This window comes from Mucilaginibacter sp. UYP27, assembly GCF_040547175.1.
GTDB lineage: Bacteria > Bacteroidota > Bacteroidia > Sphingobacteriales > Sphingobacteriaceae > Mucilaginibacter.
In genome coordinates this window covers 529,598-543,538 of the sequence record NZ_JBEPPE010000001.1, presented here as the reverse complement: position 1 = coordinate 543,538, position 13,941 = coordinate 529,598, and the positions used below count along the sequence as shown (strand labels likewise).

The following is a 13,941-nucleotide window of genomic DNA, read 5'->3' as shown; positions in this document are numbered from 1 at the left end:
ATCATTTTCCATTAAGTTGATCAAAGTATTTTTTAATTTTTTGCCTGTAATACAAGTTGAGCGCCGCAGGTACGGTTTTTATTTGTTCCGTTTGCTTTGTTTTAACTTGTTCATAGTCCTGCAAAGCTTTAATATACCCCGGCGGCATATTACTTGCCGCCCGGCTCTCTCTTTTTTGGTCCTGCTCTCTCTCTTGCTCCGCTTTCTCGGCCTCAAGTAAACGCGTTTTTATTTGCTCTTGCCTTTTTAACGCTTCATTTGTAATTTTCTTGTTTACGAGATCGTTCTCAGTTTGTTCCATTTCTTTTGAAATTTTATCCAAATTTCCCAAACCGTTGGTCCCGTCTTTATTGTTTTCCTTATTTATCTGCTGCAGTGTTTGCCTTATCATTTGCTGCTCGCGCGCCATTTTGGCAAACTGCTCGCTCATGCCTTGCTGCCCTTGCTGGCCGCTTTTGCCCTGCTGAGGATTACCTGCCTTTTGCATTTGCTCGCGCGCCTTCTGCATATTTTGGTTGAGCTGCTGTTGCATCTTGCTCAATTGCGGTATCGACGGTTGTTTGCCTTTGCCCTTACCGCTTTTGCTTTGCTGTTTTTGCAATTGGTTAAGCGCTTCACTCAACATCAGTGCCAAATTGTTCATACTGGTCATTGCAAACTGCTGGTTACGCATGGCCTCGGGCGTTTTTCGTTCGCCTAAATTATCTAAAGATTGGTCTATTTGCTCATTAATGCCGGCAATTTCTTTATTAACAGTCGACTGGATCTGTGGAATGCGGCGGCTAAGCGAGTACAAACTATCCTCGGCCGTTTTTAAATTATCTTTAACATCTTTTTGTTTTTGAGCCAATGCAATGTAAGCCGGATCGGTTGGGCTGGTGTTGCGTAATTGCTGCATTATTTTTTCTTGGGCGAAGGAACTGTTCACCAGCGATTTTAATAACTCGCGCAGTTGGCGTGCATCCACAGCATTTTCGCTATCCTGCCCTTCGCTTTCATCATTTTGTAATTTATCGGCCAGTTGCTTCATTTGTTTGGCAGCTTGCTGTTGGGATTTTGACGCTTGCGGGCGACTGTTCTTTTTCAACGCGTCCAAACTTTTACTCATCTGTTCATCTATCGCTTGCTTTTCGGCCTCAGGGTTTTTAAAGTCCTGCTTACCACCGTTCTTTTCGTTCTCTTTTTGAAGGTCGTCCAGTTGTTTCTTGACGTTATCAAACTGGTTGTTCAGTTTATCTTGCTGTTGCAGGTCTTTGTCGTTATTGCCCGCCTTCCGTGTTTGGTCAGATAGTTTTTGCTGATCTTGCGCCAGTTGGTTTAGCTGGTTGATATTTTGATTAAGCCTCTGCTCAAAATCAAGTTTTTTGTATAATTCCAGTATGCGGTCAAGTTCTTTTTTTAGTGATTTATTGTCCATCTGCATTTTAGACAACTCGTCGCGTGTGCTATCTTTTTGGCTCTCCTGTAACATTTGTTGCAATCGTTGCAGCATTTCTTTGGTCTTATCATCCAGCACATTATTAAACAGGTTTTCTATCTGCTTTTGCATGTCCATCAGCTCCTGGGTTTGCTGTTGGTTTTCTTGTCGATTGTAAAGGTTCTTTTTGTTTTCGGCCTGGATATCTTTAACCAACTCATCCAGATCCTTGCGTTTTTGCAAAAGCTCTTCTACCTGCTTTTTCTCATCGAATGAAAGGGCGTTCTTATCCAATAGCGCTTGATTCAGCTTTTGTGCGCTTTTCTCAATCTGCGCGGCCAATTTCACTGCCGACTGCATTTTTTCTTTTACTGCATTAGATCCTTTGTTCAACTCTTCAGTTAGTTGAGCGGCATCAGGAACGTTCAAGGTTTTCACTGGCGTGCGTGCTTTTTTAGGGCCGGCAACACCGTCATTATCGGCAACTTCAAAATAATAGGTAACCTGGTCGCCGGGACGGATGCCCAGTTCCTTTAAGTCCCAGAAATAAAAGAAATTGGATTGGGTAGCTGACAAATCTGCCTTAACCGGTTTGTTTACAGCTTTTTCTGACCCTTTTTCACCAACTTTATAATGGAATATTAATGACGAAAAGCCATGGTCGTCCTGGATGCGGCCGTTAAAATAAAATGCCTTCATACTTACCGAATCCGGTCTTTCCTGCACTTCTATTGCGGGTGCTTCATCCGCAATTACATTGATACGGTAACTTGCAGAGTCGCTACGCCGAACGTTATTATTTAACGGACTAACGTTATAGGCTGTGTTTTTTAAGATGCGCTCTCGGTGTTCAAATAGGTTGCTATTTGTTGGTGGGATGGGAGTATTAGTGCCATCTATTTTAAACAAAAGCGAGGAAGCATTTTGCGTATGAAATTTCCAGTTTACCACAGTCCCGGCGGGGAGGGTAAGGTCGCCGGCATTGGCAATGATTTCATTCTTTTTGTGGAGGTAAGTAGGGTACGTTAAATCGGCGTCAAAGTGTAGTAATACCGGTTTTAGGTTAACCTTTATCTCGTATGGTGCCGAGCTAAATCCATTACCAACTAATTTAAACGAAGTGTTTTGCTGCAGGTTGGTAAACAGGTATTGGAAGCGGCTGATGTTCTCTTTATCAAGTTTAAACGTATTGTTTGCTGTTTCTATATAAATCTCATTAGGTAGTTTATCGCCGGTAAGTTTAAGGTCGAGTTTGTAATCTTCGCCCTGTAATGCAGATAAATTCTTATTCAAAAGCACAAATTGGAACGGGGCAACAGGTGCAAAATATTCGTTATGACGAATAAGCCTTTTGGTACTCTCTGTTAAAACAGATGGCGCTGCAAAAGCGATAATGCAAATTACGGCCGCAGGAGGCATAACCCACTTAAGGTATTTACTATTCTCGCGAATGTTTACCGCTGATGGAAAGCTTACGGGCTTTAATGTTTCTATTTTTTGGTTGATGCTGGCCTCCAGAAGATCGCGGTTTTCAGCGTTTTCAGCGGATTGCTTTTTTAGCTGAAGGGTATTCAGCAACTTGTCATGCACATCATTAAAATGTTGCCCTATTATTTCGGCGGCTTGGTCGTGCGTTAAGGTTTTGCCCAATTTAAGGCGCGCTAAAAGCGGAGGTAACACCAGCCAGATAACTAAGCCAATATTCAGCAGGATAAAAAAATAGAACAGGATGGTACGTAGTGTAGTGTTAAAATTCCCGAAGTATTCCAGCAACGTTATAACCACATAGGCCGAAAATATACCCGCGCCCAAAAATATCAATCCGCGCAGCAGGTTGTTATAATGGTACTTACGGATAAAGGTGTTGATCTTTTCGATCAACAAATCATAGTTTTCGGCCGAGGTCATAGTTTGGATAAGCTGCCAGCATAAGCAATAAAAACGAAAATAACGTATTAATTGATACGCAGGGCATATTTTATATAATGCCTGTGTTTTTATATACAATGCAATTAATGCCATGTTACGGTAATTTAATTATTATATAGCCGGCGGGAAACAATTAGCGGATAATTATTGTCGTTGAATTTATATACAATGAATATCACCACCTTTAAGGCATTCCGGAGCCGCAACTACCGTTTATACTTTGCAGGTCAATCCGTATCGCTTATTGGTACGTGGATGCAGAAAACAGCAGTAAGCTGGGTTATCTACTCGCTTACCCATTCCACATTTATGCTGGGCGTTACACTTTTCGCTAGCCAGTTTCCGTCATTTTTATTGTCGCTTTTTGGCGGAGTGGTATCAGATAGGTACAACCGTTTTAGGGTACTATTATCCACGCAGGTTGCCTCCATGATACAGGCCACCATCCTTACTGTATTGGTGTTGCTAAAACATTACGAAGTTTGGGAGATATTGGCATTAAGCGTTGTGCTCGGCATTATTAACGCGTTCGACGTGCCCGCCAGGCAATCATTGGTTTATGAAATGATCGAGGATAAAAATGACTTGTCTAACGCGCTTGCCCTCAATTCATCCATGGTAAACCTATCGCGATTAATTGGCCCCGGCATCGCCGGCTTTATATTAGAGTATTGGGGCGATGGGTTTTGCTTCGCGCTAAATGCAGGAAGCTTTATAGCGGTTATCGGATCGTTACTATTAATGCGTCTACCCAAATATGTGAAAATGGAACATAAGAAAAATGTATTTGGCGAGTTGCGGGAAGGGTTCGCTTATTTAAAAGCCACGCCATCCATTTCATTTGTGATATTGATGCTTGGGTTAATAAGCCTGCTGGTATTGCCATTTAGCACATTGATACCATACTATGCCCGTGAGGTTTTTAAAGGGAATGCCACAACATTCGGGGTGATTGATAGCGTTATTGGCCTCGGCGCATTTACCGGGGCTATATTCCTGGCATCGCTTAAGGCAGGAAGTAATTTGAAAAAGATCTTGAGCATCAACACGCTAGTGTTTGGTATTGGCCTGGCGTTGTTCTCGCACGAAAACACTTATTGGCTTGCGCTGGTATTTGCAACCATAGCGGGTTTCGGCATGATGTCACAGATCACCATCAGTAATACCCTAATACAAACAACAGTTGAGCCTGGCATTCGCGGAAGGGTGATCAGTTTTTATGCGATGGCGTTTTTTGGCTTACAACCAATTGGTGGCCTGTTGGTTGGATCGGTATCTAAATGGATAGGCGCGCCCGATACTATTTTGCTGGAAGGTGTCGCCGCGCTGCTAATTGGCTTGTTGCACTTCCGCTATCAGCGTAAAGAAAAACTGAGACAGAAAGATAACGTGATGGCTGTTGAAGAACACCACCTGCGGGCCGCAGTTTAACCCTTAAAATAACATAATTTAACGGGGTGTCAGCGTCACCACTGCCGAACACATCGTAAAATTACAAAAAGAACTAAAGGCAGACACTTACGATTGATGCAATATGCAAGGGCGTTTGATTTGATCTAATCTAACAAAACCAAAAAGGCCCGCTCATTTGAGCGGGCCTTTCAATAAGGAAGTTTAAACTTATTGTTTTACCGGGGCAGTTTCAGGGGCTTTACCTATCAGGTCCATAAACTGATCAAGTTTAGGGGTGATAATTATTTGCGTGCGCCTGTTTTGGGCTTTGCCGGTTGGCGTGTTGTTATCCGCAATTGGATTATACTCGCCACGGCCACCTGCGGTTAAACGTTTAGGATCTACTTGGTAAGTGTTTTGCAAAGCAAGCACTACTGACGATGCCCTTAAAGCACTCAGGTCCCAGTTGTTACGAATGTTTTTCATGGTAATAGGTACATTATCTGTATTACCTTCTATTAATACATCGTAATTTGAGTAATCTTTAATAATCTTTGCAATTTTGCTTAGGGTTGTACCTGCTTTATCCGTCAGGTCATAACTGCCGGATTTATAAAGCATGTTATCAGCAAGAGAAATATAAACCACGCCCTTTAATACTTTAACGTCAACATCTTGTGTTTCCGATTGGCTTAACGAACGGGTTAGGTTATTGGTAAGCACCATGTTAAGCGAATCGCTTTTGTTTTTGGCATTAACCAATTGTTGAATGTATTTGTTAGAGCTGTTTATTTCGTCGACCAGTTTAGAGATATTTAAGTTACCCTGCCCACTTGAGGTTAAACATTTGTCAAGGGCCGATTGTAATTGTTTGTTGTTAGCTCGTTCTGACGCTAATTGTTCATCAAGGCTTTTAACACGTTCTTTTGCAAGGCCAAGGTTACGCTCGGTGAGCAGGTAACGGCCTTTCATTTCGCGGGTATTGCTGTCAAGCTTATCGTAGTTGGCTTGTAGTTCTTTGTACTTTTTGCTGCTCACACAGCTGGAGGCTACCACTGCCATTATAAATAGCGAGGGTATCAATATTCGGAATTTCATAAATGTAAAAATTAGTAAAAAAATTTAATTGTCTAACTCTAAACGAATTAGGAGTAATAAAGTTTTGATTGCCACAGTTACTCACATCGTTATAACATTATCGCTAAATATTTGTGGATGCATAGGGTTGTTGATACCTTGGCAATCTATAATAGAGGCAATGATAAGCACAGCAATATCCGGACAATCCAGATTAACAAATTTAAAATGCCCGGCATGTGGCGCGATGTATGATGCATCGCAACAAAATACTTTTTGTGTAAATGATGGATGCAACAGTACGCTTTTTGCGCAATACGATCTAAATCAGCCGCTTGATAAAGCTATCTTGAAAAATCGCCCGGCCAGTATGTGGCGTTACCGGGAGTTGTTGCCGGTTATTGATGATAAAAATATTGTGACCATGGGCGAGGGATTTACGCCCATTATCCCTGTTAAAAACCTTACTAACCATACTACAGGTAATCAGGTTTACTGGAAAAATGAAGCCGGTAACCCTACAGGGTCGTTCAAAGCGCGTGGCATTGGCATGGCGGTATCAAAAGCCAAAGAATTGGGTATAAAAATTATAGCAACCCCAACAGCAGGTAACGCAGGTGGTGCGTTAGCAGCCTACGGCGCACGCGCAGGCGTAAAAGCTATTGTGTACATGCCTAAACTTACCCCGCAGGTATTTAAAGATGAATGCCGCTTATATGGTGCGGAACTGGTTGAGGTTGATGGTAACATTGCCGATTGTGGTAAATTGGTTGCCGACGGTGTTGCCGAATACGGCTGGTTTCAGATCTCCACCCTCAAAGAACCCTATCGTTTAGAAGGTAAAAAAACGATGGGCTTTGAAATTGCCGAGCAGTTTGGTTGGCAGCTTCCCGACGTAGTATTTTACCCTACAGGTGGTGGAACAGGCCTGATTGGCATTTGGAAGGCATTTGATGAGTTAGAACAGTTGGGGTGGATAGGCAGCAAACGCCCAAGAATGGTAGCTGTGCAATCTGAAAGCTGCGACGGCATTGTAACCGCTTTTAAATCAGGACATTATAGTGCAGAATTTGTTGATGGCGGATTTACCATTGCTAATGGCTTGCGGGTGCCAAAATCATTTGCCGATAAAATAATATTGCAAGTGCTGCGCGATAGCAAGGGTACGGCGCTTACCATTAACGATATAGAAATGAATGAGGGCATAAAAGAAGTTGCCCGCCACGAGGGTATGCTGATAGCACCTGAAGGCGCCGCCCTATGGCAGGCCTATAAAAAATTAAAAGCAACTAACTGGATAAAGCCCGGCGAAAACATTGTTTTGGTAAACACCGGGAGTGGGTACAAATACCTGGAAAATATAGTAATCTAAATCACCAGAAAGCCTCTTTTTCACCCAAAAACGACCCTGATAGGTTTCATTTGGCTACATTTTTGTACTGTAAAAACCAATTAAAACAAGCAGCATGTTAAAAGATTCAAAAGCGTTCAGCGGATTTTCTGTCAATGATATTGATGCCGCTTACCAATTTTACGGCGAAGTGTTGGGCCTGCAAGTTGAGAAGACTGAGGACATGGGCGGCATGGTTACTATCCATATCGAGGGTAACCAAAACAACATTTTGGTGTACAAAAAACCCAACCATCAGCCGGCTACTTACACCATTTTAAACTTCCCGGTTAAGGATGTGGAGGCAACCGTAAAGGAGTTAACTGCCCGAGGCGTAAAATTTGAGATCTATGATAGCGAATACCTAAAAACGGATGAACATGGCGTAGCCAAAGGCAACGGAGGCCCAACCATCGCCTGGTTTAAGGACCCTGCCGGTAACTTCCTTTCTGTACTTGATCCAACCTCCGCCCAATAGCGGCTGGTTAATTTCTAATTAATTTATTTTCAAAACCATTTGTTGTAAACGCCTGTTTACTTGTTAACTAAATATAATAAGTTATGGATAACAAACAGAATACAGGTAGCCCGGACAGAGACAGGATCAACGTAAACGAAGATTACGAATTACAATATTGGAGCGAAAAATTTGGTGTGAGCCGAGATGAGCTTAAGGAGGCTGTAAAAGCAGCTGGCACCTCGGTTGAAGCCGTACAGAAACAATTAAACAAATAATTGTACCGTCATGAGCCTGGAGAAATACGCCGAAAAACGAGATTTTACAAAAACCTCGGAACCCAAAGCCGGAAGAAGCAAGGATAAAGATAAACTGATGTTCGTGATCCAAAAGCACGATGCATCGCGCCTGCATTACGATTTTAGGCTGGAGATGGAAGGCGTATTAAAAAGCTGGGCCGTACCCAAAGGCCCCTCGACCGACCCCAAGAACAAACGACTGGCTATGATGGTGGAAGACCACCCATTCGACTATCGCAATTTTGAGGGGATCATCCCCCAAGGTGAATATGGCGGCGGTACTGTTATTATTTGGGACGAGGGCACCTATGAGCCTATCGAAGAAATAAAGGGCGGCAAAAAAGCACAGGAAAAACACCTGCTTAAACAGCTTAAGGACGGCTCACTTAAAATAAAGCTCCACGGCGAAAAGCTGGAAGGCGAATATGCCCTGGTGAAAACCCACGGCATGGGCGAGAACGGCTGGCTGCTTATTAAACACAAAGACGATTTTGCTTCTACTGCCGATATCACCAAGAAAGACAAATCAATCCTCTCCGGAAAAACCATTGAGAAGATGGAAAAAACCAGCGAAAAGGTTTGGAAAGATGGCGGGGAACAGGATATAGAAGAAGAAGAGCCAAAGAAGAAGTCGGTGTCTAAAAAAAAACTTCATGAGCCGATAGCAGACCTGGAAGAAGAGGCCGAGGAAACATCGATAAACAAGGACATTAATGCCAAGGACGTTTTAAAGAAAGCCCCCAACGGCAAGATCCCAATCGGCATAAAGCCCATGTTAGCGACCTTAGTTAACGAGCCCTTTGATGACCCTGAATGGGTTTACGAGGTGAAATGGGATGGTTACCGCACGCTTGGCTTTGTCAATAAAGGCGAAGTGCAGCTGCTATCACGCAATAATAAGGATTTTAATGAGAAGTACTACCCGCTTAAAAAACTCCTGGAAACCTGGGGGTTAAATGTGGTTATAGATGGTGAGATTTTGGTGCTGAACGATAAAGGTGTATCAAACTTTGGCGCCTTACAAAACTGGCGTAGCGAGGCAGATGGTGAACTGGTGCTATATGTATTTGACATTCTTTGGTACGAGGGTAAAAACCTTATGGATCTGCCCCTGGTAGAACGCCAGGCCATTATGCGAGATGTGATACCTACAGATGACGACCGCGTGCGTATCAGCCAAACCTTTAAAGCCAACGGCACCGAATTTTTTGAAGCCGCCGGCAAAATAGGTCTCGAAGGTATTATGGCAAAACGCGGCAGCAGTACCTATGCACCGGATAACCGCTCTAAAGACTGGCTTAAAATAAAGGTTAACAAACGACAGGAGGTGGTGATAGGCGGCTTCACCAAAAACGAAGGCACCGCCAAGCAATTCAGTTCGCTTTTGCTGGGTGTTTACGAGGCTGGGAAATTCCTGTATGTTGGCAAAGTGGGCACTGGCTTTTCAGATAAACTACAAAAGGAAATGATGGCGATGTTTACGCCATTAATTGTAGATAATGTGCCGTTCAACAGCGAGCCGGATGTAAACAAGCCCTCGCGTTTTAGGCCAAACCCGCCAAGGGCAAAAGCCACCTGGTTAAAGCCCGAGTTGGTTTGCGAGGTTAGCTTTGCCGAAGTAACCAGCGACGGCGTATTTCGCCATCCATCGTTCGAGGGGATGCGGGTTGACAAAAAAGCAAAAGAGGTAGTGCGTGAAACTGAGGCCGATACTAACGAAATTGTTGAAGAAGAGGAGCAGCGTCCCGAAAAGAAAAAAGAGCCTCAACGTAAAATTGTAGCCGCCCCAAAAGAGGCTGTTAAGCGTACCCTACTTAACCCCAAAGAAGAAACGCAGGTGAAAAAGATCTGCGGGCACGACCTAAAGTTTACCCACCTCAGCAAGATTTACTGGCCAGAGGATGGCATCAGCAAGCGCGATATGTTCAATTATTATTACCAGGTAGCGGAATATATTTTGCCTTATCTGAAAGACAGGCCGCAATCGCTTAACCGATTCCCTAATGGCATCCATGGGCCCAGCTTTTACCAGAAGGATGTACGGGGCAAATCGCCGGATTGGGTGAAGACTTTTCCGTACACTACCAGCGATGGCGAGGATAAGGATTACCTGGTAGGGCATGATGAAGCCACCCTGCTTTGGATGGCATCGTTGGGTTGTATCGAGATGAATCCATGGTTCAGTCGCGTGCAGTCGCCGGATAACCCGGATTATTGCATCATCGACCTCGACCCTGACAAAAATACTTTCGACCAGGTGATAGAAGCTGCGCAGGAAGTAAAAAAAGTGCTGGATGCCATAGATGTTCCAAGCTACTGCAAAACGTCCGGCTCAACGGGTATGCATATTTACATCCCGCTCGCGGCGAAATATGATTACGACCAGTCGCAGATGTTTGCCCGTTTGATCGTCAACATTGTACACGAGCAAATTCCCGATTATACTTCGCTTGAACGTATGATAAAGAACCGCAACGGTAAAATGTACCTTGATTTTCTGCAGAACAGACCCGGCGCAACTATTGCAGGCCCGTACTCGCTTCGGCCAAAGCCCGGCGCAACCGTTTCCATGCCGCTGCACTGGGACGAGGTAAAGCCCGGCCTTACGATGAAACATTTTACCATTCACAATTCCATTGCTCGCCTTAAGAAAGAAGGTGACCTGTTTAAAGGTGTGCTTGGCGAAGGCATTGATCTGGAAAAAACGATCAAAAAAGCGCAGAGTATATTTAAGTAATGGAAGCGTTCGACCAGAGACGCGAAGTATCGCGTCTCTACGAATAACGCCTGTAGAGACGCGATACTTCGCCTCACTTTGCATAAAACACATAGCTGGTTCAAGTTTAGCGCAGCGTAAATTGGACCTAAATATTGTAACCTTTAGCTTATGCAAGCAGAACGCTTGCTACATTTTGGGTCGAAGTTGAAAACTTCGACCAGTGAAGTAAATACCCCCTTCTGTCATCCTGAGCGATAGCGAAGGATCTATTATCGAACTCTCCCTCGCAGACTTAGCGGGCGGAGATCAGATGCTTCGCTATAGCTCAGCATGACAATCTTTTATACAACGAGCATGATAAACCGGACGTTAGCTCTCCTAAATGCGGCCTTAGCGCGTTGCGGATAGTACAGGCATCGCCTCACCACACCCTTTAACAGCGACGCGGTACAGCCGCGTGTTTTTTCTTTGGTTACTTTCTTTTTTGCGACAAAAAAGAAAGTAACATCCACTAACGATTCATATTACTCACTGCCATTCCTAACGAAGCCCCAATCGCCTGCTATGCCTCAAGAGATTGCCGCGTAGCTATCGCTCCTCGCAATGACGCGTGGGAGGATGTAGATAAAAAAATTATTATCCTCACAATCAACTATTTAAATTAATTCTAAAAGAAATCCTAATCAATTAGTTGTAATACTAATTGATTAGTAGTATACTTGTTTTATAATTATAATTTATGCAAAAGCTGGCTAAGCGCGAAGAACAAATAATGCAGGTATTTTGGAAACTGGGTAAGGCTTTTATAAAAGAAGTGATCCCAGAGATGCCGGATCCTAAGCCGCACTATAACTCGGTAGCAACTATGGTGAAGATACTGGAAGAGAAAGGCTTTTTAGATCATGACACCATTGGTAATATTTACCATTATTACCCAAAGGTAACCCGCGAAGAATATCAAAAGCATGCCATGAAGGATATTGTGAGCCAATACTTTGATGATTCATACCCCAGCATGCTGGCCTTTTTTGCCAAAGAGCAAAAAATAAGTGAACACGAACTGCAAGAGATCTTAAACCTGATTAAAACCAACAAGAAATGATACCATACGTTTTGCATGTTGCACTGTTAATAAGCGTTTGCCTTTTGTTTTACAAGTTGCTATTACAAAACGAAACGTTCCATCACCTTAACCGGTGGGTGCTGCTGGCCTGCCTGGTCTTAACCTTTATATTGCCCTTAATGCGTGTGCCTCAACAATGGGCGTTCAGGAATGCACCGGAAACTGTGGTAAGCATCCCGGTAACGGTAAAAACAAACCTCGAAACGGTTAAACCAGTGCAAGCAGTTGAGCAAGTAAAAACGCCGCAGGCTGCTATAGTTACTAAACCAACGGTCGAAAGATCGTTTATGGAAACAGCCGCTTTTTACACCCCGCAACTTTCAAAATGGGCGCTATGGCTATACTGGTGCGGTGTGGCAGCCTTTGGATTAAACTTTTTGCTGCAGATAATAGTGCTTATGCGCCAGGCTTATAAAAGCCGGGACATACAAGATGGCCAATACCGAATTGTAGAATTGGATACCGATAAAGCGCCATGCTCGTTCGGTAATTATATTTTTATAAACCCTGCAAAATACGATTGGGAAACCTACAGCCAGATTTTGCTGCATGAAAAGATCCACGTTAAACAGGGCCATAGTATGGATCTGCTTCTGTCGGAGTTGATGCTGGTATTTCAATGGTTTAACCCATTTGCATGGCTTTACCGCAAGGAGCTGGAGAACAACCTCGAATTTTTGACCGACAGCGATGTGCTGAATAATAACGAAGTAGAACGCGAAATGTACCAGATGAGCTTGCTAAAAGTATCGGTTCCCAACCTGTCGCTACGCATAACAACAAACTACAACCAATCACTTCTTAAAAAACGAATAGTTATGATGAACGCAAAAAGATCAAACATACACACCACCTGGAAATACTTTTTCCTGCTGCCACTTATGGCATTTTTAATGTGTGCTTTTAACGAGCCAATGGCAAACCGCCTGCCTATATTACAAACAACAGAAAGTAGAATCAATGCCGACATTGATTATGAAGGCACCTGGACCGCAATTATAAAAGATGAAAAAATTGACATGCAGTTCAATAGCGACGGAAACCGCAACCATATGAGCAACAGCAACTTTTTGGTGAGTGAGTTTAAACCATTTTTGCCAAACAAGTCTGAAAGCGATTTTAAACTGGTACGTGAGGCTGGTACTATGAACTTTACAGGTAAATTTAACGGTTACAAAGGAAGTGGGAGTTATAAATTTGTAAGAAATGCCGAATACATTACCTATCTTAAAAGCAAGGGGATAACCGATATAGAGCAAAACGATGAGTTGGCGTTTTTTATGATCAACATTAAAAAGAGCTATGTAGCTATGATGCATCGCCAGGGATACAAAAACCTTTCAAAAAGTGACCTGATAGCTACCGCCGCTTTAGGTGTGGATGAGCCATACATTGTATCACTTAAACAAAACGGTTTCCCCGGTATTAGTACGCAGGACTTGATAACCGGTAAAGCAATGGGTATTACAGGACTGTACATCAGCGAGATCCGTGAGGCCGGCTACCCAAAAGTATCTTTTGAAAAACTGGTTAGCTTTAAAGCGCAAGGCATAAACGGCCAATATATTTCTAAGTTTAAAACAGCAAGGGGAGCCGCGCCGGATAAAACAAAGGCCACTGCTAAAAACAATGATTCCGACGAAGACAATGCAGATGATATGATAGCCTACAAGGCCTTAGGTGTTGATGACAACTATGTAAAAGGCTTAAAAAACGCCGGCTTAAACAAACTGAGCAGCAGCGACCTTGCCGGGATGAAGGCCGTTGGCGTTACCCCGGAGTATGTGGCCGGATTTAAGCATGCGGGTTACGATGTATCGGCAGACGATGTTTTATCTATGAAAGCTTTAGGCATTACCCCCGAGTACCTGAACAGCTTTAAAAATGCCGGGTTTAAGATAAATGCCGACAAAGCCGCCGGTTTAAAAGCCTTGGGTGTTACTGCTGATTATATAAAAAGCTTTAAGGGGATGGGTTTTAAAGATCTTTCTTTAGACGATGCAACGGCTTTAAAGGCCTTGGGGATCACACCGCAGTATGTTACAGACATGCGCGAGAAAGGATTTAAATCGAATGATATTAATAAATATATTACGATGAAGTCCGCGTTTTAAGCCTTACTAATTGATAATTGAGAA

Annotated in this window: 9 protein-coding genes; 7 read left to right on the top strand and 2 right to left on the bottom strand. The window is 43.3% G+C overall.

Annotated features, from left to right (window positions below; all coding sequences use genetic code 11):
- Position 1 precedes the first annotated feature (1 nt).
- Positions 2 to 3,325: a DUF4175 family protein gene (locus ABIB39_RS02425; RefSeq protein WP_354427014.1), complete on the bottom strand. Its 3,324-nt coding sequence runs from the start codon at positions 3,323 to 3,325 to the stop codon at positions 2 to 4.
- Between the two features lie 189 nt (positions 3,326 to 3,514).
- Here ABIB39_RS02425 and ABIB39_RS02420 point away from each other — a divergent pair, with 189 nt between their 5' ends.
- Positions 3,515 to 4,777: an MFS transporter gene (locus ABIB39_RS02420; protein WP_354427013.1), complete on the top strand. Its 1,263-nt coding sequence runs from the start codon at positions 3,515 to 3,517 to the stop codon at positions 4,775 to 4,777.
- 189 nt (positions 4,778 to 4,966) lie between these two features.
- Here the strand turns inward: ABIB39_RS02420 and ABIB39_RS02415 are convergent, their stop codons facing one another.
- A complete protein-coding gene (locus ABIB39_RS02415; protein ID WP_354427012.1) occupies positions 4,967 to 5,836 on the bottom strand; it encodes an OmpA/MotB family protein in 870 nt (289 codons plus the stop codon).
- Positions 5,837 to 5,996: 160 nt separating this feature from the next.
- On the opposite strand from ABIB39_RS02415, the gene ABIB39_RS02410 reads away from it, so the two are divergent.
- The 6 genes from ABIB39_RS02410 to ABIB39_RS02385 all read left to right on the top strand — a co-directional run bounded on the left by ABIB39_RS02410 (position 5,997) and on the right by ABIB39_RS02385 (position 13,917).
- Positions 5,997 to 7,187, top strand: a complete 1,191-nt coding sequence (locus tag ABIB39_RS02410) for a threonine synthase (protein WP_354427011.1) — start codon at positions 5,997 to 5,999, stop codon at positions 7,185 to 7,187.
- Between the two features lie 94 nt (positions 7,188 to 7,281).
- Entirely contained in the window at positions 7,282 to 7,683 is a 402-nt protein-coding gene (locus ABIB39_RS02405) for a VOC family protein (protein WP_354427010.1), read from the top strand.
- A gap of 83 nt (positions 7,684 to 7,766) precedes the next feature.
- Positions 7,767 to 7,940: a DUF3606 domain-containing protein gene (locus tag ABIB39_RS02400; RefSeq protein WP_354427009.1), complete on the top strand. Its 174-nt coding sequence runs from the start codon at positions 7,767 to 7,769 to the stop codon at positions 7,938 to 7,940.
- Positions 7,941 to 7,950: 10 nt separating this feature from the next.
- Positions 7,951 to 10,698, top strand: a complete 2,748-nt coding sequence (gene ligD, locus ABIB39_RS02395; RefSeq protein WP_354427008.1) for a DNA ligase D — start codon at positions 7,951 to 7,953, stop codon at positions 10,696 to 10,698.
- A 721-nt stretch (positions 10,699 to 11,419) separates the two neighbouring features.
- A complete protein-coding gene (locus ABIB39_RS02390) occupies positions 11,420 to 11,782 on the top strand; it encodes a BlaI/MecI/CopY family transcriptional regulator (RefSeq protein WP_354427007.1) in 363 nt (120 codons plus the stop codon).
- On the top strand, positions 11,779 to 13,917 hold the full coding sequence (locus ABIB39_RS02385; RefSeq protein ID WP_354427006.1) for a M56 family metallopeptidase: 2,139 nt from the start codon (positions 11,779 to 11,781) through the stop codon (positions 13,915 to 13,917). The genes ABIB39_RS02390 and ABIB39_RS02385 overlap by 4 nt, the downstream gene beginning before the upstream one ends.
- The last annotated feature ends 24 nt before the right edge of the window (positions 13,918 to 13,941 follow it).